This is a genomic window from Sphingobium sp. KKT206, assembly GCF_055640555.1.
This window is the reverse complement of sequence record NZ_CM145764.1, coordinates 3,662,430-3,681,352: the sequence shown is the minus strand read 5'-3', so window position 1 is coordinate 3,681,352 and position 18,923 is coordinate 3,662,430. Positions and strand designations below refer to the sequence as shown.

17 protein-coding genes are annotated in these 18,923 nt (G+C 63.4%); 10 read left to right on the top strand and 7 right to left on the bottom strand.

Features of this window, described 5'->3' with window-relative positions; translation table 11 throughout:
• Positions 1-69 precede the first annotated feature (69 nt).
• The 3 genes from thrS (at position 70) to ACZ2HM_RS17870 (ending at position 5,074) form a co-directional block, all read left to right on the top strand.
• Positions 70-2,079, top strand: a complete 2,010-nt coding sequence (gene thrS / locus ACZ2HM_RS17880) for a threonine--tRNA ligase (RefSeq protein WP_470426885.1) — start codon at positions 70-72, stop codon at positions 2,077-2,079.
• A gap of 129 nt (positions 2,080-2,208) precedes the next feature.
• Complete coding sequence (infC, locus tag ACZ2HM_RS17875) at positions 2,209-2,742, top strand: translation initiation factor IF-3 (RefSeq protein ID WP_037479690.1); 534 nt, start codon at positions 2,209-2,211, stop codon at positions 2,740-2,742.
• A gap of 256 nt (positions 2,743-2,998) precedes the next feature.
• Positions 2,999-5,074, top strand: a complete 2,076-nt coding sequence (locus tag ACZ2HM_RS17870; protein WP_202807691.1) for a TonB-dependent receptor domain-containing protein — start codon at positions 2,999-3,001, stop codon at positions 5,072-5,074.
• 33 nt (positions 5,075-5,107) lie between these two features.
• Here ACZ2HM_RS17870 and msrA read toward each other — a convergent pair whose 3' ends face one another.
• The 5 genes from msrA to pabB form a co-directional block, all read right to left on the bottom strand.
• Positions 5,108-5,779 (bottom strand): peptide-methionine (S)-S-oxide reductase MsrA, encoded by a 672-nt coding sequence (msrA, locus tag ACZ2HM_RS17865; RefSeq protein WP_470425856.1) that lies wholly within the window; start codon positions 5,777-5,779, stop codon positions 5,108-5,110.
• Positions 5,766-5,918: a hypothetical protein gene (locus ACZ2HM_RS17860; protein WP_470425855.1), complete on the bottom strand. Its 153-nt coding sequence runs from the start codon at positions 5,916-5,918 to the stop codon at positions 5,766-5,768. Before ACZ2HM_RS17860 ends, msrA begins: the two co-directional genes overlap by 14 nt.
• 419 nt (positions 5,919-6,337) lie before the next feature.
• Complete coding sequence (locus ACZ2HM_RS17855) at positions 6,338-7,540, bottom strand: pyridoxal phosphate-dependent aminotransferase (RefSeq protein ID WP_069065186.1); 1,203 nt, start codon at positions 7,538-7,540, stop codon at positions 6,338-6,340.
• Positions 7,541-7,726: 186 nt separating this feature from the next.
• The gene (locus ACZ2HM_RS17850; RefSeq protein WP_069065187.1) at positions 7,727-8,350 is read right to left on the bottom strand and encodes an aminotransferase class IV; all 624 of its coding nucleotides are present in this window, start codon (positions 8,348-8,350) and stop codon (positions 7,727-7,729) included.
• A 47-nt stretch (positions 8,351-8,397) separates the two neighbouring features.
• Complete coding sequence (gene pabB / locus ACZ2HM_RS17845; RefSeq protein WP_470425854.1) at positions 8,398-9,573, bottom strand: aminodeoxychorismate synthase component I; 1,176 nt, start codon at positions 9,571-9,573, stop codon at positions 8,398-8,400.
• Between the two features lie 94 nt (positions 9,574-9,667).
• On the opposite strand from pabB, the gene ACZ2HM_RS17840 reads away from it, so the two are divergent.
• A complete protein-coding gene (locus ACZ2HM_RS17840; RefSeq protein WP_310221945.1) occupies positions 9,668-10,063 on the top strand; it encodes a DUF983 domain-containing protein in 396 nt (131 codons plus the stop codon).
• Between the two features lie 96 nt (positions 10,064-10,159).
• Here ACZ2HM_RS17840 and ACZ2HM_RS17835 read toward each other — a convergent pair whose 3' ends face one another.
• Complete coding sequence (locus ACZ2HM_RS17835) at positions 10,160-10,597, bottom strand: acyl-CoA thioesterase (RefSeq protein ID WP_069065189.1); 438 nt, start codon at positions 10,595-10,597, stop codon at positions 10,160-10,162.
• A 258-nt stretch (positions 10,598-10,855) separates the two neighbouring features.
• Here ACZ2HM_RS17835 and ACZ2HM_RS17830 point away from each other — a divergent pair, with 258 nt between their 5' ends.
• The 3 genes from ACZ2HM_RS17830 to ACZ2HM_RS17820 all read left to right on the top strand — a co-directional run bounded on the left by ACZ2HM_RS17830 (position 10,856) and on the right by ACZ2HM_RS17820 (position 16,017).
• Positions 10,856-13,162, top strand: a complete 2,307-nt coding sequence (locus ACZ2HM_RS17830; RefSeq protein WP_470425853.1) for a TonB-dependent receptor — start codon at positions 10,856-10,858, stop codon at positions 13,160-13,162.
• A 198-nt stretch (positions 13,163-13,360) separates the two neighbouring features.
• Positions 13,361-14,704, top strand: coding sequence for an alkaline phosphatase family protein (locus ACZ2HM_RS17825; protein WP_470426884.1), 1,344 nt, complete (start codon positions 13,361-13,363; stop codon positions 14,702-14,704).
• Between the two features lie 86 nt (positions 14,705-14,790).
• Positions 14,791-16,017 carry a YceI family protein gene (locus ACZ2HM_RS17820; RefSeq protein WP_470425852.1) on the top strand — a complete coding sequence of 409 codons (1,227 nt, stop codon included), beginning with the start codon at positions 14,791-14,793 and terminating at the stop codon, positions 16,015-16,017.
• Positions 16,018-16,135: 118 nt separating this feature from the next.
• Here ACZ2HM_RS17820 and ACZ2HM_RS17815 read toward each other — a convergent pair whose 3' ends face one another.
• On the bottom strand, positions 16,136-16,798 hold the full coding sequence (locus tag ACZ2HM_RS17815; protein WP_470425851.1) for an OmpW/AlkL family protein: 663 nt from the start codon (positions 16,796-16,798) through the stop codon (positions 16,136-16,138).
• 126 nt (positions 16,799-16,924) lie between these two features.
• On the opposite strand from ACZ2HM_RS17815, the gene hemN reads away from it, so the two are divergent.
• From hemN to ACZ2HM_RS17800, 3 genes are all read left to right on the top strand, one after another.
• The gene (gene hemN / locus ACZ2HM_RS17810; protein WP_470426883.1) at positions 16,925-18,232 is read left to right on the top strand and encodes an oxygen-independent coproporphyrinogen III oxidase; all 1,308 of its coding nucleotides are present in this window, start codon (positions 16,925-16,927) and stop codon (positions 18,230-18,232) included.
• The gene (locus ACZ2HM_RS17805; RefSeq protein WP_037476261.1) at positions 18,222-18,437 is read left to right on the top strand and encodes a hypothetical protein; all 216 of its coding nucleotides are present in this window, start codon (positions 18,222-18,224) and stop codon (positions 18,435-18,437) included. The genes hemN and ACZ2HM_RS17805 overlap by 11 nt, the downstream gene beginning before the upstream one ends.
• 100 nt (positions 18,438-18,537) lie before the next feature.
• The gene (locus ACZ2HM_RS17800) at positions 18,538-18,900 is read left to right on the top strand and encodes a Rap1a/Tai family immunity protein (protein ID WP_037476260.1); all 363 of its coding nucleotides are present in this window, start codon (positions 18,538-18,540) and stop codon (positions 18,898-18,900) included.
• Positions 18,901-18,923: the final 23 nt, after the last annotated feature.

Sequence of the window (18,923 nt, the reverse complement as noted above, 5' to 3'; positions counted from 1 at the left end):
ATTTATGGGGAAGGCGCGGCTTTTCGGGCCGCGACATAGCCCGTATTTCAAGGAAATCCCGTGTCCGCCATGCTCAAAATCACTCTGCCCGACGGTTCCGTGCGTGAAGTCGCGCCCGGCACTACCCCGGCGGATATTGCGGCAGCGATCGGGCCGGGCCTCGCCAAGGCGGCGATCGCCGCGCGGGTCGATGGCGAATTGCGCGACATCATGCGCCCGCTGGAGCAGGACGCAGCGCTCGCGCTGGTGACGGCCAAGGATGAAGCCGATGCGCTGGAACTGGCGCGGCATGACTTTGCCCATGTGCTGGCCGAAGCGGTGCAATCGCTGTTCCCCGGAACGCAGATCACCTTCGGTCCGTCCACCGACGACGGCTTTTATTATGACGTGATGGCGCCGGCTGATCGTCACCGCGGGCCGTTCAATGACAACGACCTTCCCGCCATCGAAGAAAAGATGCGCGAGATCATCCGTGCGAACAAGCCGCTGGTGCGCGAGGTTTGGAACCGAGAAGATCTTATCGCGCGCTGGGAAAAGCAAGGCGAGGCGTTCAAGGCGCAATGGGCGGCAGAACTGCCCGAAGGCGAGGAGTTGACGGTCTACTGGTCCGGCCAGCCGAACAGCGTAGATGCGTGGATGGACATGTGCCGTGGACCGCACCTGGCGTCTACCGGCAAGCTGGACCCGCAAGCGTTCAAGCTGATGCGCGTCTCAGGTGCCTATTGGCGTGGCGATCAAAAGAACGCGCAATTGACGCGTATCTACGGCACCGGCTGGCTCAACAAGAAGCAGTTGGCCGAGCATCTGACGCGCCTCGAAGAAGCGGCCAAGCGCGACCATCGCAAGCTGGGCGCGGAAATGGACCTGTTCCACCTGCAGCAGGAAGCGCATGGCAGCGTTTTCTGGCACCCCAAAGGCTATCTCATCTGGCGTCAGCTCGAAGCCTATATGCGCCGCGCGATCGACGATGCCGGCTATCGCGAGGTCAAGACGCCGCAGGTGATGGACGCGCGCCAGTGGGAGATTTCGGGCCACTGGGGCAAATATCGCGAAAATATGTTCGTGATCCCCGACGAAGTGCCCAATGTCGAGGATGAAGGCCCGCTGGTGCCCGACGATGCCGACTGGATGGCGCTCAAGCCCATGAACTGCCCGGCGCATGTGCTGATCTTCCGCCAGGGGATCAAAAGCTATCGCGACCTGCCGATGCGCCTCTACGAAAATGGCTGCTGCCACCGCAACGAGCCGCATGGCGCGCTCCACGGCCTGATGCGCGTCCGCCAGTTCACGCAGGACGACGCGCATATCTTTTGCCGCGAAGACCAGATTGTCGAGGAGGTCCGCGCCTTCTGCGCGCTGGCTGATCGCATCTACAAGGATTTCGGCTTCACCTACTCGATCAAGCTGGCGCTGCGCCCCGAAAAGCGGTTCGGCAGCGAAGAAATGTGGGACAAGGCCGAAAATGAACTGCGCGACGCGGTGGCGGCCGCGGGCCTCAACACGCCGGAATATGGCTGGGAAGAACTGCCCGGCGAAGGCGCTTTCTACGCGCCCAAGCTCGAATGGCATCTGACCGACGCGATCGGGCGGACGTGGCAGGTGGGCACGATCCAGTCGGACCGCGTGCTGCCCGAACGACTCGACGCCAGCTATGTCGGCGAAGATGGCGCACGGCATCGCCCCGTCATGCTTCACCGCGCGATCTTCGGCAGCTATGAACGCTTCATTGGCATCCTGATCGAACATTATGCCGGTCGTTTCCCGCTCTGGCTCGCCCCAGTCCAGGCAGTGGTCGCGACGATCGTCTCGGACGCCGACGACTATGCCGCCGAGGTGCTGACCAAGCTACGGGCGGCAGGAATCCGCGCCGAAGCCGACATCCGCAACGAGAAGATCAACTACAAAGTGCGCGAACATAGCCTCGCCAAAGTCCCCAATCTGCTGGTCGTGGGACGCCGCGAAGCGGAGGAAGGCAAGGTCGCGCTGCGCGTGCTGGGCAGCGATGGCCAGACCTTCCTTTCGCTCGACGAGCTGATTTCGCGCCTTGCAAATGAAGTCCGCTCGCCCGATATATATTGAGGCAGCAATGCCACAGGGTTCGTGATTCCGCTTGCGCAGGACCACGGACCCCTTTCGGCTTTGCCAAAAAGCCGCTAAGAGTCACTCGTTTTTGCAACGACCATAGGAGATACTGCTATACGTCCCCCAATGATGCGCCGCCCACTGGCGCCGCCGCCGAAATCCGGCCCTCGCTACAATGAATTCATCACGGTCCCCAAAGTCCGCGTGATTGACGGGGAAGGCGAGAATCTGGGTGTGATGTTTACGCAGGAAGCGATCGAACAGGCGGCCGATGTCGGCCTCGACCTGGTCGAAGTCTCTCCGACCGCGGACCCGCCGGTCTGCAAATTTCTGGACATCGGCAAGTTCAAATACGAAGCCCAGAAAAAGGCGAATATCGCCCGCAAAACCCAGAAGACGCAGGAACTCAAAGAGATCAAGATGCGTCCGAACATCGACGATCATGACTATGATACGAAGATGAAGAAGGTCCATGGTTTCATCGAGGATGGCGACAAGGTGAAAATCACCCTGCGCTTCCGTGGTCGCGAACTCAGCCACCAGCAGCTCGGCATGGCCCTGCTCCAGCGGGTCGCGGAAAATGTCGCCGAAACCGCCAAGGTCGAAGCCTATCCCCGCATGGAAGGCCGCCAGATGCTGATGGTCCTCGCGCCGAAATAAGCGCGTCCGTCAGGGCTTGAAAGATACAGAGGGCGGTGCCGCAAGGTGCCGCCCTTTTTGGTTGCGCGTGGCCAATGCGCCTTTTGTAACAAAGTATTGCCGCGCCCGTCTGGCGCACCTCCCCCACTTGACGATAGCGCCCCCACCCTTCATCGGCACGCCATATACTGCGACTTACTCGCAATATTAACTGGGGTGAATATTGATGAATCGGGGTTCCTTGCTGTCGTCACGATCCAACCGGCTGCGCGTCAGCATGCTGGCGCTGGTCGCCGGATTGTCGCCTTGGACGGCCATGGCCCAGGCCCCCGAAGAGGCGGAAGACCAGTCGAACGCGATCGTCGTCACCGCCGCCGGTTACGCCCAGGACATCGTTGAGGCCCCCGCCAGCATCACCGTGCTGGGCCGCGAGGAGTTGCAGGAAAAGCGGTTCGGCAGTCTGGCCGAAGCCCTGCAGGATGTGCAGGGTGTCGATGTCGGCGGTGAAGCGGGCAAGACCGGCGGCCTCAACATCTCGATTCGCGGCATGCCCAGCGACTATACGCTGGTGCTGATCGACGGCCGCCGCCAGAATGCGCCGGGCGGCGTCACCCCCAATGGGTTCGGCGAAACCTCCACCAGCTTCCTGCCGCCCTTCTCCGCCATCGAACAGATCGAGGTCGTGCGTGGGCCGATGTCCACCCTCTACGGGTCGGACGCGATGGGCGGCGTCGTCAACATCATCACGCGCAAGGTCGGGGACCGCTGGGTCGGCACTGCCACCGCCGAAAGCACCATCCAGGGCGATGATCGCTTCGGCAATATCCAGTCGATCAACGGCTTTGCCCAGGGTCCGGTGATCGACAATCTCGTCGGCCTGACCCTGCGCGGCAGCGTGTTCCACCGCGAGGGATCGGACATTCCCATTCCCGGCGATCCGGCGCTGACGCTCGGCCGCAATCCGGTGCGGTCGGACATCTACACCTATGGCGGTCGCCTGACCTTCACCCCCCATGCCGACCATGACCTGTGGATCGAATATGATCGCAACGAGCAGAGCTATGACAATAGCGAAGGGCGGCTGGGGACGCTGGGATCAGGCGGCTATGCCCCGGAACAGCAGTTCAACCGCAGCAATTATGTCCTCGCCCATAGCTGGCGTATGGGTTTCGGCCAGCTCGACACGACGCTGACCCGCAACGACACGGAAACCATCGGCCGCCTCATCCCCAACGGCACGCCTGGCGCGACGCCGGGCAGCGCCCGCACGCTTGAAGCGCGCAACGATATCATCGACTCGCGCTTCGCGGGTAAGGTCGGCGCGCTCGCCTTCACGGTCGGCGGCCAATATTGGAAGGCCCGCATGGTCGAGGGCGTCGCGCCCGAACCCTTCACCTTCACCCAATGGGCGGGCTTCGCCGAAGCCACCTGGACGATCGTCGACGGCTTCAACCTGACCGGCGGCGCGCGCTATGACGATCACTCGACCTTTGGCAGCAAATGGTCGCCGCGCGCCTATGCGGTGTGGAACATCAACGACAATGTGACGCTCAAGGGCGGCGTCAGCCGCGGCTTCAAAACGCCGCGCGTCGAACAGATTGCCGAGGGGATCATCGGCTTCGGCAGGCAGGGCACGCTACCTTTGCTCGGTACGCCAGGCCTGAGTCCCGAAACCAGCACCAGCTACGAAGCTGGCCTCTATTATGATAGCCATGGCTTTTTCAGCGGCAACGTCACCCTGTTCAACAATGACTTTAATGACCGGATCACCTCCGGCGTCTTCGTACCCAACTGCCAGTTCGCCGCATCCCCCAATCGGCCAGGTTGCGTCGATGTCGGCAATTTCCCGACGATCGAGCAGTTCAGTCAGTCGATCAATATCGACAAGGCCCGGACACGCGGTGCAGAGGTCGCGACCCGGTTCACTTTCTCGCCCGCCGTCTCGCTGGTGCTCAATTACACCTATACCGACAGCGAGCAGTTGAGCGGGCCGAATGAAGGACAACCCCTGGTCGGCATGCCCAAACATATGCTGAACGGCAATCTACGCTGGAAGCTGGGCGACAAGGCCAGTGTCTGGGCGCGCGCCGAAATCCGGTCGAGCCGTTTCCGCAACGACGCTGATGACCGGGCGGGCGTTGGCGACTTCCGGGGCTATGAGCTGTTTCATATCGGCGGCTCGTATCAGATCACGCCCGCCTTCCGCCTGGCGGCCACCGTCAACAACATCTTGGACACCGACTATGCCGAATATCTGTCCTATGACAGTGACGGCGCTGACGTGTTCACGTCGGCCTATGCGATCAATCAGGAAGGTCGTCGGCTATGGCTGTCGGCAACGGTGGACTTCTAAGCCTGGATAGTCGGGACGAACTGCGTCGCCCATTCAGGCGGACGGTTTGTCCCGATACAGGGCCGGAAACATCGTCTTGAACGCCGCCAGCTTGGGCGCGTCCCAGCGCTGGATATAGGGGTGGCGCGGGTTCTTGCGCATGAAATCCTGGTGATAGGTGTCGGCGTCCTGAAAGCCGGTGAACCGCTCCACCTTGGTCACGATCGGATCGCGCCATAGCCCTGCCTTGCCGAGCTGGGCGAGATAGGCGTTCGCCGCCTTTCCCTGCTCGGCATTCAACGGATAGAGCGCGCTGCGATACTGCGTGCCGCGATCCGGCCCCTGCTGGTTCAGCGTCGTGGGATTGGCGATCACCGAAAAGAATACGCGCAACAGCGTGCCATAGCTGACCTGCTTGGGATCGTAGGTGACACGCACGGCTTCGGCGAAGCCGGTATTGCCGCCGCTGACCATCTCATAATCCACGCGGCGGTTATTCGGCCCGCCCGTAAAGCCCGATTTGACGAGTTGCACGCCTTTCACATGGGAAAAGACGCCCTCGACACCCCAATAGCACCCACCTGCAAACACGGCTGTCTCCAGCGCGCGCGTAGGCGCGGCGTCGATCGTGGCGACCGGCGCCAGCACCGTGCGCTCGGCATGCAAAGGGGCGGCGAGCGCGAAGCCCGCCAACAGCGTCAAGATCAGGCGGTTAGAGCGCCGCACTGGAACTGCCAGTCGCCGCGATCGCAGACGTGCTCAGGATCGGCTGCTCGTCGGGCTGCAAAACGACCATGCCAACAAGACCGATCGCAAAACCGCCCGCAAAGCGCAGGAACAATTCGGATTTCAAAAATGCCAACATAGCCTGCGCCTTTCTTATTCTGCTTTCGGCTGGGTGTGCCGTTTGGTTACATCTGCGTGTCTTGCCCTTTGCTGAATGAGCCGGCAGCCTGTTAACGGCCTTCGACCAAAGCAAGGGATAGAACGACGAGCGGATTATAACCTTAATCAGTTTCTTTCTGAAACCGGGATATAGCGCCCGTCGTGCTATCTACAAGACGGCACGGGTCGAAAAGGACCGTTTCTGTTTCGAGCATCGTTGCGCGAAATTCTCGCTGCGCTCATTTTAACGTCATCCCCGCGCAGGCGGGGATCCATCTCCGAACCTTAAATCAAGGCGATAAGGTGGGAGATAGATTCCCGCCTGCGCGGGAATGACGAAATTTTACAGGATCATCGAATATCGTAATGATCCCATTTGGGCGGCCGGTGCGCCTTCCCTTATTTCAGCGCGGCGCAGGCTTCCTGAATCCGCGTGCAGGCCTTTTTCAGCACATCTTCCGACGTCGCATAGCTGATGCGGAAGGCGGGCGAGAGGCCGAAGGCGGCACCATGGACGGCCGCAACCTTCGCTTCGTCCAGAAAATAGGCGATCAGCGCTTCGTCATTATCGATCCGCACGCCCTTGGGCGTCATCTTGCCGATCACGCCGCTGGCGTCGGGATAGACATAGAAGGCGCCTTCGGGCGTCGGGCAATCCAGGCCCGGCGCATCGTTCAGCATCGCCACCACCATGTCGCGGCGCTTCTTGAACACGGCGTTGCGCTCTTCCAGGAAATCCTGCGGGCCGGTCAGCGCGGCGACGGCGGCAGCCTGGCTGATCGAACAGGGGTTGCTGGTCGATTGCGACTGCAACTTGCCCATCGCCTTGATGATCCATTCGGGACCACCGGCAAAGCCGATGCGCCAGCCGGTCATCGAGAAGGCCTTGGAGCAGCCATTCACGGTCAGCGTGCGGTCGTACAGTTCCGGGCAGACCTGTGCGATCGTCGCGAACGGCGTCGATGCATACCAGACATGCTCATACATATCGTCGGTCATGACCAGCACATGGGGATGGCGCAGCAGCACGTCGGCTAGCGCCTTCAATTCCTCCGCCGAATAGGCGGCACCGCTAGGGTTGGACGGCGAATTGAGCATCACCCATTTGGTGCGCGGGGTGATCGCAGCGTCCAGCTGCGCGGCGGTGATCTTGTAGCCCTGGCTCGCCGGGCCTTCGATGAAGACGGGCGTGCCGCCCGCGAAATTCACGATGTCGGGATAGCTGACCCAATAGGGTGCCGGGATGATGACCTCATCGCCCGCATCCACCGTCGCCAGCAGCGCATTGAACAGAGTATGCTTGCCGCCTGAGTTTACCGTGACCTGGCTGCGCTTGTAGACCAGCCCATTGTCGCGCTTGAACTTGAACATCACCGCTTCCTTGACGTCGGCGGTGCCGTCCACGTCGGTATAGCGGGTCTGGTTGTTGCGGATCGCGGCAATGCCCGCTTCCTTGACGAAATCGGGCGTATCGAAGTCCGGCTCGCCCGCCGACAGGCCAATAACGTCCACGCCTTCGGCTTTGAGCGCGTTCACGCGGGCGCTCATGGCGAGCGTGGCGGACGGCTGGATACGGCCCAAGGCGGCGGAAGTCTGGCTCATGGCAACAATCTTTCTTCAAAGCGACGTCCAAGCGCTCGGCACAGCCCGCCATCCTGGAAATCGCGACAAAAAATAGTAGAATCCCCTCATCCGCCCATAGGACGGATGCCGCGTCCCTTAGTGCGCAACGGGCAAAGGGGCAACCGGCCAGATGGCGGACAATGGCTATTCGGCAGGAAAGCCCGGCTATGGTGCCAGCGTCGCCGCCACCATGCCGCGCGCGGCATTGCCGATGAAAAAGCCCCGCTCCAGATCGGACACGCGCAGGTCGCCCTCGACCGCCTCGCCCATGTCGATCAGGCTTTGACGCAATATGCCCGGCAGCAAGCCGCGCGCCAGCGGCGGCGTCACCAGCTTGTCGCCGCGCTCCACGAACAACGAGGAAAAACAGCCCTCGGTCAGATAGCCTTTCGCGTCGATCAGCGCGACCTCATAGGTGCCGCCGCGCTTGAGCGCATCGCGATACAGGCTGCGGTCGGTGGTTTTGTGCAACAGGCGCAAATCGTCGGCGGGCGCATGGCGCGGCACCACCTTGACCGGGACGATCGCCTGGGGCCAGCCGATATGATCGCGCACCTCGATCGCCACCGCGCCGCTGCGCGATGCCATCAACCGCACCCGGCTGCGATCGCGCAGGCGGAAGGTCGCGGCCTGCAATTCGTTGCGGACGGCATGGCGATCGAAGGCGAAGCCGAACGCATCGGCGCTCGCCTTGAGCCGCGTCAGATGCAGTTCCAGCAACCTGATCCCGTCGAGCGGGTCGAAGGCCATGGTTTCAATAAGGTCGAAGCGTCGATCAGCCAGTGACATTGCCGTTATTCCAAGCCCTTGCCGGTGCGAGAGTCAAGCTGGAGACATCAAGTCGGGGCAAGAAAGCGCCCCTTGGCCAGGCATTCGGCCCATTCCGAATCCACCTGCGAATCCGCGACGACGCCCGAACCAAGGCCCAGCCGACCGACGCCGCTGCCTTCCGCGACGCATAAGGTGCGGATCGACACATTGAAGGCCGCGTCGCCCTCCGGGTCGATCCAGCCCATTGTGCCGGTATAGACGCCGCGCGGATGGGGTTCGACCGCATCGATGATCTCCATCGCCCGGACCTTCGGTGCGCCGGTGATCGAACCGCAGGGAAAGAGGATGCGCAGCACATCGACCGGCGACAGGCCGGGCAGAATGCGCGCGCGCACGGTCGACACCAGTTGATGCACGGTCGGGAAGCTCTCGACCTTGAACAGATCCGGTACGATCACGCTGCCCGCGCGCGACACCCGCGACAGGTCGTTGCGCAGCAGGTCGACGATCATCAGATTTTCGGCCCGCTGCTTGGGATCGGCGGCAAGCCAGCGCGCAAGGTCCGCATCCCGCTGCGGATCGGCATCACGCACCGCCGTCCCCTTCATCGGCCGGGCGGTCAGTTGCCCTCGCACCTGGGTAAAGAACAGCTCCGGCGAAAAGGATAGCAGCGCATGGTCGCCGGTGCGGATCACCCCGCCATAGCCCGCCGCCGCGCGCGGCCGAACGGCGGCATAGAGCGCCATCGGATCGCCGGTCAGCGGCACATAGCAGGGGAAGGTCAGGTTCGCCTGATAGATGTCGCCCGCGCAGATATAATCCTGCACCGCGTCGAACGCGACGCGATAGTCCGCCGCCTCCACCATCGGCCGCAACGGCCCGACCTGCGCGCCGGTCGGATCGGGCAGCATTGCGGGCAGCGTGCCGGGCGGGATCAGCCGCACCCCTTCGAACAGGCCGAACCACAAGAGCGGCGACCCATCGGATCGCTGGTCGTGGCGACGGCCGATCGGCGCCAGTCGCTCCTCCAGCGCCAGCCCGGCTTCATAGCTCATATAGCCAGCGACATGCAGCCCGGCCTCGCGCGCGTCGGCGATACGATCGAGCGCTGGCTGCACCTCCTCCATCCGGTGGGCGGCGATGACCGACACGGGATCGCGATAGAGCCGCGCAGGCGCGGCGTGGCGCGGGCGGGCATCATCGAACAGGGCAAAGATTTCGGTCGGGCCGGGAAGACGCATGGGCGTGTCTTAACAGGCTTTGCGCGCGGCGAAAGGCCGATCCAAGGTGCAGTGTCCTTGCAGCAGCGCAACGAACGGCCTACCCCATGCGGCCATGACCGATCCCCTCCCCGATCCCGCCCCCGACGCCGTGGCGGCGCGCCCGTTCGGACCAGCGCTCGCGCTGGCGCTGCGGGGCCGCTGCCCGGCCTGCGGCGAGGGCCGTCTGTTCGCGCATTTCCTCAAACCCGTGCCCGCCTGCACCCACTGCGGCCAGCGTTGGGATCTGCATCAGGCGGATGATTTCCCATCCTATATCGTCATATTGCTGCTCGGCCATATATTGGTGCCGCTGATGATCGAAGTGAACAGCGCCTTCGCCATTCCGCTTGGGTGGCAGGCGGCGATCTGGCCGACTTTGGCCTTCCTGCTGGCGGTGGCGATGATCCAGCCGGTCAAGGGCGGCGTCATCGCCTTCCAATGGACGCGACGCATGGCCGGATTCCGGTAAAGGTCACCGGTTTTAGGGGCCGACAAGACACCCCTCCTCCGTTCGTTTCGAGCGAAGTCGAGAAACGCTCGAACCGAACGAGGATTGGAAAACCGATCAGTCCGGCTGGCGCAGGAAATTCCGCTCCATCGCCTCGCGCAGCGTTTCATCGATCTCGCGACGCCCTTCCGCGCCATGGGTGACGACCGTGGTGTCGCAGGTCGCGACGCACACGCCCTTCTGGAATCCCGCCGAGCTGATCGTCCAACTGGTCCGGCCGATATGGCCGATCGCGCAATGGACTTCGAACGGATAGGGAAAATGCGATTCCTCGATGAAGTTCAACTGCACCGCCGCGACCAGCCAGCGCACCCCCTGTTCCTGCGGATGGCGGCCCAGATGATGGTGGAACCGGATACGCGCGGTTTCAAAGATGCCCGATATCGCCACATTGTTGATGTGGCCCATCGTATCGAGATCCTGAAAGCGGGTGTCGATGCTGGTGACGAAGCGATAGGCTTCTGGAGTGAACCGCCAGGATTCGGGTTTGGCCATGTCCTGATTTCCCTCTAACAATGTTGCACTTGCCATAGCCCTGCTGGCCCATGATGCAATCGCACCCGCGAAATTGGGCGCAGTGCGACCTTTATGACACAATGAAAGTCCCGCTTTTGCGTGGGTCGCCCGAAACATCGCAAAAACGTCATCGTTACGTCACCGTTATGTCAATGCCCGCTCATTGCGGTGCAACATGTCGCGCCTACGGCCCCCGACCAAGCCGACTACCGGTTTTTCCAAGGGGGAAATTTTCACATGCGTCCTGCCACAGCCTTGCTGCTCGCCTCCACCATGTTGGCCAGCACACCCGCCTTCGCTCAGACGGCCTCGCTCGCCGTCCCCGCCGCTGCGGCGGCCGTGGAAGGCGAAGAGATCATCGTCTTCGGCCGTGGCGAAACGCGCCAGGTACAGGAAATCAAAGCGCGCGACATCGTCGTGCTGACACCCGGCACCAATCCGCTGAAAGCGATCGAAAAGCTGCCCAGCGTCAATTTCCAGTCGGCCGACCCGTTCGGCAATTATGAATGGTCGCAGCGCATCACCATCCGCAGCTTCAACCAGAATCAGCTGGGCTTCACCTTCGACGGCATCCCGCTCGGCGATATGAGTTATGGCAACCATAACGGCCTGCACATCACCCGCGCGATCAGCAGCGAAAATATCGGCAGCGTGCGCGTGGCGCAGGGCGCGGGTTCGCTGGGCACGCAGGCGACCGGCAACATTGGCGGCACTGTCGAAACCTTCTCGATGGACCCGGCCGACAGCCTGGGCGCGCAGGGCAATTTCACCTATGGCAGCAACGACACGATGCGCGCCTTCGGCCGCATCAACCTCGGCAGCGCCGACGGCATTCGCGGCTATGTGTCCTATGGCTATGGTTCGACCGACAAATATAAGGGCACTGGCGTTCAGGACCAGCATATGGGCAATGCCAAGGTCATCATCCCCATCGGCGAAGCCAAGATCGACGGTTGGCTGAGCTATTCGGATCGCCGCGAACAGGATTATCAGGACATGTCGATGGGCATGATCCACCGCCTCGGCTGGGACTGGGACAACACCTTCCCCGACTATGCCCGCGCGATCGACTATGCCGACCGCCTGAACGACGTTGACCTCATCAGCAACAGCGGCGGATCGCCCTTCCCCGATGGTCTCTTCGACTATAGCGGCGCGAGCGTCGCCACCGGCCAGACCTATCCCGGCAATGTCACCAGCGCCGACGATGCCTATTATGACGCGGCTGGCCTGCGCAAGGACTGGCTGGGCGCGATCGGCTTCACCACCCCGCTCGGCGAGCAGGCCAATCTGAAGCTCAAGGGCTATTATCACAATAACAGCGGCATGGGCCTGTGGGGCACGCCTTATGTCGCCAGCCCCAATGGCGTGCCGATGTCGATGCGCACCACCGAATATGACATGGACCGTATCGGCGCATTCGGCAGCGTCGATTTCGTCATCGGTGCGCAAAATCTGAGCGTCGGTGCATGGTATGAAAATAACAAGTTCAACCAGGCACGCCGCTTCTATGCCTTTGCCAGCCGCGCCGAACCGGGCCTGTCGTTCCGCGACTATCCCAAAAATCCCTTCTTCACCCAGTGGGAATTCGACTTCACCACAGACACCTTCCAATATCATGTCCAGGACAAGATCGACCTTGGCATGGTGACGATCAACTTGGGCTGGAAGGGCTTCAAGGTCACCAACGAAGCCGAAGCCATCGTGCAGGCGACCTTCCCGCAAGGCAAGATCAGCGCCGAAGACTGGTTCCAGCCAACGGCCGGCTTCGTTGTGGAAGTCAGCCCCGAAGCGGAAGTGTTCGGCGGCTTCAGCCAGTCGACCCGCGCCTTTGCCAGCGCCACCACGACCGGCCCCTTCTCGACCAACCAGGCCGGTTTCGACGCGATCAAGGATGATCTGAAACCCGAAGAGTCCGACACCTATGAACTCGGCCTGCGCTACAACACGCCGATGTTCAACGGTACGCTGGGCGCTTATCTCGTCAACTTCCGCAACCGCCTGCTCGCTGTGCAGGTCGGATCGGCGATTCAGGGCAATCCGTCGGCGCTCCAGAATGTCGGCGGCGTCCGCTCCATCGGCGTCGAAGCGGCGGGCGACCTGAAACTGGGCGGCGGCTTTGGCCTCTATGCCAGCTACAGCTACACCGACGCCACCTATCGCGACGATGTCGTGAACGGCAACGGCGTGGTGGTCGCGGCGATCGAAGGCAAGACAGTGGTCGACAGCCCCAAACATATGGCGCGCGGCGAACTCAACTATGACGACGACAAGCGCTTCTTCCGCGTCGGCCTCAACTATATGTCGCGTCGCTTCTACAGCTACACCAACGACGCCTCGGTCCCCGGCCGTCTGATCGTCGACGCCTCGCTCGGCTATCGCTTCACCGACAAGATCGAAGTGCAGCTCAACGCCACCAACCTGTTCGACAAACGCTATGTCGGCACCATCGGGTCGGGCGGCTTCGGCAATAGCGGCGACGCCCAGACCCTGCTGGTCGGCGCCCCCCAGCAATTCTTCGCCACGGTGAAGGCCGGGTTCTGACGTAATATAGGCGGGAAGGCTGTGACTTATCTCCCCTCCCCGGCGGGGAGGGGTCGGGGGAGGGGGAGCGAGGCGAAGCCGAGCGTCTACGCAAGCGGCAGTACACCCCCACCCAGCCTCCCCCTAAAGGGGGAGGAGCCAATATGGATCACCCCTCCCCTCAAGGGGAGGGGTTCAAGAAGGACAGTAATTCCCATGATCAAAGCCGCGCTTCTCCTTGCCACCGCCCTCGCCGCCTGCCTTCCCGGCCCGGCGCTGGCGGAGCCGGTGCTGCTGATCTCGATCGACGGGCTGCGGCCCGGCGACGTGATCGAAGCGCAGAAGCGCGGCCTTGCCATCCCCAATCTGCGCCGCTTCCTGACCGACGGTGCCCATGCCTCCGGCGTCACCGGGGTCGCCCCGACGCTGACCTATCCCAGCCACACGACGCTAATGACAGGCGTGTCACCGGCGAAACATGGCATCGTCGCCAACAACAGTTTCGATCCCACCGGGATCAACCAGGGCGGCTGGTACTGGTATGCCCCCGACATCAAGGTGCCGACCCTGTGGGAAGCCGCGACCAAGGCGGGCCTGTCCACCGGCAACATTCACTGGCCGGTCAGCGTCGCGCCCAAGGACGTGACCTGGAACCTGCCGCAAATCTGGCACACCGGCCATGGCGACGACGCCAAATTGCTCGACGCGCTGGCGACGCCGGGGCTGTCGGCCGAACTGGCGGCCAAGGTCGGTCAGCCCTATGCGATTGGCATCGACGAAAGCCTGAGCGGCGACCAACTGCGTGGCAAATTCGCCACCGCGCTGATCGCCACGCACAAGCCGCAATTCCTGACCGTCTATTTCGCCGCGCTCGATCATGAGGAACATGCGAGCGGCCCCAACAGCCCGGCTGCCAAGGCCGTGCTGGAAAAGATCGACGCCATCGTCGGCGATCTGGTGGCGGCCGAGATGCAGGTCCATCCCGACGCCGTCGTCGCCGTCGTCAGCGACCATGGCTTTGAAGCGACGCACACCGCGATCAACCTCTATCGCCCCTTCATGGACGCCGGGCTAATCACCGTCGGCAGCGATGGCAAGGTCGCCTCCTGGCTCGCCATGCCCTGGATTTCGGGCGGATCGGCCGCGATCATGCTGGCACGGCCCGACGATGCGGCGCTGACGGCGCGGGTGAAAGCGTTGCTGGACAAGCTCGCCGCCAACCCGGCCAATGGCATCGCGCAGGTAGCGGGCAAGGCGCAGACAGCGGCGATCGGCGGCAATCCGCAAGCGACCTTCTATATCAACCTCGCCCCCGGCTTCGTCACCGACATCTATCGCGGCCCGACCGCGCCGGTGCGCGCGCATAGCTCGGTCAAGGGCATGCACGGCTATTTCCCCGGCCCCGCCAATCTCCAGGCGAGCTTGCTGCTGATGGGCAAAAGCGTGCCGCGCGGCAGGGATCTGGGCATGATCGACATGCGCGCCATCGCGCCGACGCTGGCCACCATCATGGGCGCATCGCTGCCCGACGCGGACAAGGCCGCGATCGACCTCCAGCCCTAAGGCAACGCAGCGTTTCGCGGCGCGCAATGGACTTCGTTGCACAGGCGACATAGCTTTGCCCCGGTTCATCGATCCGGGGGTTTCCCATGCCGCGCTACAGCCTTGCCGCCATCATCCTGCACTGGGCGATCGCCGCCCTGCTCGCCTTTCAGATCAGCGTCGGCTGGGCGCTGGAGGATCTGGGCGCGCGCGGCTTTGCGCTCTATCAACTGCACAAGTCGGTCGGCATCGCCATCCTCGCGCTGACGCTGCTGCGGATCGTCATCCGCTATTGGAAGCCGCGCCCGGCAAAACTGGAGGGCGGCTGGCAGGGTGCCTTGGCTTCGGCCGTGCATGGCGGCCTCTACGCCTTCATGTTGGGCGCGCCGCTGACCGGCTGGGCACTCGTTTCGACCGCGAAGGTCAAGGTGCCGACGCTCATCTTCGGGATCATCCCCCTGCCCCATCTGCAGCTGCCCGCGTCCGCGCATGGCCTGGCCGAGGGTGGCCATGGCCTGATCGCCTGGCTCGGCATCGCGCTCGTCCTGCTCCATGTCGCGGGCGCGCTGCGCCACCATCTGCTGATGCGCGACGGCCTCATCTGGCGCATGATCCCGAACCGCTCGACCGCGCTGCTGGTCGGACTGCCCGCGCTGATCCTGCTGGGCTTTGCGCTGGGGCGCGTGTTCCTGCCAGCGACTGCCCCCGTCGAGGCAGCGGCGGCACCCTCGGCCCCCGTGGCGCAACCCGAAGAACTGGTGCCCGTGGCCAATGTAACCGAGCCGGACAATAGCGCCGTCGCCAATGAAACGGTAGCGCAGGAAGAAGAACTCATGGGCCCGCCCCCGGCCTGGACCGTGCAGCCCGGCGGCCGCATCGGCTTTGCCGTCGGCAATGACGGCCAGACGATCAGCGGCAGCTTCGCCAAATGGACCGCCGCGATCGTCATGGACCCCGACCATCCCGAAACCGCCGACATCCGCGTATCGATCGACATGGCCAGCGCCAGCGTCGGCGACGCCTATCAGGACGGGATGCTGCCTGGCGACGAATTTTTCGCCGTCGCCGCCCATCCGACCGCTACCTTCACCGCCAAGGGCGCGGAGAAAACGGGAGCGAACGCCTATCGCGCCAGCGGCACGCTCAGCCTCAAGGGCGTGAGCAAGCCCCAGACCATCCGCTTCACCCTGTCCGGCGAAGGCGCGACCCGCAAGGTCACCGGCACCGCCACCATTGCCCGCGCCGCCTTCGACGTTGGCAATGGCGACAGCAGCGGCAGCCTGGCTCCGAATGTAACCGTCACCTTCTCCTTCACGGCGAAGGAGAAGCCTTAACCTTCCTTCCTCCGTTCGCCCTGAGCCTGTCGAAGGGCCTCACCTCTTTGAACAAAGTGCATGGCTTCGACAGGCTCAGCCCGAACGGCCCTATGGTGGGAGCGCAGGTTAATAAGGATCAGAACCGCATCCCGACACCCACGCCGAACACCCAGGGGTCCAGGCTCACCTTCACCCGCTGCACGCCTGCCGCCGCCGTGGTCAGGCGTGCCTTCGTGTCGATGTCGATATATTTGACGTCGAAGTTCAGGAACAATTTTTCGTTCAGGTCGATATCGACGCCTGCCTGCCCGGCCCAGCCGACGCTGTCGGACAGATGCACCTTGGTCTTGCCGACCGCGCCTTCCAATGCGCTGGACGCATCATTGTTGAAGAACAACGTATAGTTGACGCCCGCGCCGACATAGGGACGGATCTTGCTGCCCGGTGCGAGATGATATTGCACCGTCAGCGTCGGCGGCAGCGCATTGGTCGCCGCCAGCTTGCCCAGCGATCCGGTCGTCCCGGTCTTGCCGCTCACCGTATGGCGGCTGGTCGCGGCGATCAGTTCGAAACCGATATTATCGGTCGCCATGTAAGTGATGTCGATTTCCGGCGTGATCGTATTGTTCACCTTCACCTTTTCGCCCGGAAAGCCCGGCAGCACGCTGCCGCTCTTCTCGTTGGGCGCGACCATGATGCCGCGCAGGCGGACAAGCACGTCGCCCTGCGCGGCCTGCGCCGGGGCGGCCATGGCAGCGGCGGCGCAGGCCGTGGCTAGCAGGATGGTCTTGATGGTCATGATAAATCTCCCTGTCTGGTGGGGAGCGCTCTGCCGCATCCGGCACGGCGCGGCATTGACGCGGCGCAAGCTGCAATTTGATCTGGCGCAATGCAGTCGCGGCGACTTGCTGCGATCACCCAACCCATGTGGACCTATCATCCTGACCTGCTCGCCCGGCCGGTGCCGCGCTACACCAGCTATCCCACCGCCGCCCAGTTCACCGATAGCGTCGGCGCGGCGGAGATGGGCCAGCGGCTGGACGCGCTCGCGCCTGACACGCCGATCTCGCTCTATGTCCACATCCCCTATTGCCACGACATCTGCTGGTATTGCGGCTGCAACACCGGCGCGGCGAACAAGGCGCAACGGCTGACCGCCTATGTCGAAGCGCTGGAGCGCGAAGTCGCGCTGATCGCCGCCCGGCTGAACGGACGTGGCCGGGTGACGCGCATCGCCTTTGGCGGGGGCAGCCCCAATTCGCTCCCGCTCGTCGATTTCATCCGGCTGATGCAGCAATTATTACGCTGTTTCGACGCCCATCATGCCGAACTTTCGGTCGAACTGGACCCGCGTCGGCTGGACGCGGACTGGATCGACGCGATGGCAGCCATGGGGGTCGATCGCGTCAATATGGGCGTCCAGACCTTCAGCCCCCATGTCCAGACGCGCATCGGTCGCATCCAGCCGCTCGACATGGTCGAACGCGCGGTGGCACGACTGGACAAGGCAGGCGTCGCCACGGGCTTTGACCTGATGTACGGCCTGCCCGGCCAAAGCATGGATGATCTGTCCGCCACGCTCGACGCCACCATCCGCCTCGCGCCTGCGCGCATCGCCCTGTTCGGCTATGCCCATATGCCGCGCCTTCTACCGCGCCAGCGCCGGATCGACGCCAGCAACCTGCCCGACGTGGCCCTGCGATTCGCGATGGCCGCCATGGGGCATGATGCGCTGACACGGGCAGGCTATCGCGCGATCGGCTTCGACCATTTCGCTTTGCCCAGCGACGGCATGGCGCTGTCCGCCGCGCAGGGCCGCCTGCGCCGTAATTTTCAGGGCTTCACCGACGATCCCGCCGAAATCTTGATCGGCATGGGCGCCAGCGCGATCAGCCAATTCCCCGACCTGATCGTCCAGAATGCGAAACAGGCCGGTCCCTGGCGCACGGCGATCGAAGCCGGCCAGCTCGCTACCACGCGCGGCCTCGTCCGCACCGCCGAGGACCACCGTCGCGGCCGCATCATCGAAGCCTTGCTCTGCCAGGGCGAAGTGCATCTGGACGCCAGCGATCCCCGCCCCGACCTCGACCGTTTCGAACAACGCGGACTGGTCGAACAAAGCGCAGGCCGTCTGCGGTTAACCCCCGAAGCCCTCCCCTATGCCCGCAGCATCGCCGCCTGTTTCGATGCCTATCTCGAACCGGTCGAAACGCGGTTCAGCCATGCGGTCTAGCGCGGCGCTCGCCAGCACGCTGGCCTGCCTGTTCCTCAATGCCCCGCTGGCCAGCGCGGATGCCAGCTCCGCCTGGTATTGCGGCGCAGGCCTTGCGGGCCAATGGGTGCCGCCCTGGCTGCCCCAGCCCGGCCCCAGCCGCCACGACATCGCCTGTCACCTCATGACCGGATGCCGCCGCCAGGACCAGCGCGAAGAGGCCTGAGCCGGATAGTGGCTAAGCCGCGCCCGGTCGTCTGGACAGGCCCGGAAGGCTGCGCCATGGTCGCCCCCAACGCCCCTCACCCACAGGATGCCCCGCCATCATGCGCGCGCCCTTCCTTGCCCTGCCATTTGCCCTGCTCGCCGCGTCCCCCGCACCGGCGGCCCAACCCGGCGGCGGCGCATTCATGTTCGAAAGCGGCACCAGCCTGCTTGCCAAATGCCGCAACAAGGTCCCCGAATATGGCCTCGCCTGCACCGCCTATATCGTCGGCGTGGTCGATGGCATCCGCAAGGATCTGTTCATCGGACGCGGTCGGCAAGTCTGCTGGCCCGACAAGATGAGCGCGGACGACGCCCGCCGCACCGTAGTCGCCTATCTCGAACGCTGGCCCGACCAGCGACGCAGCCCAGCCTCCGTGCTGGTCAGCGTTGCGCTAAACGACCGCTATCCTTGCCAAAAATAGCCGATCGATCACACTGATCGAAA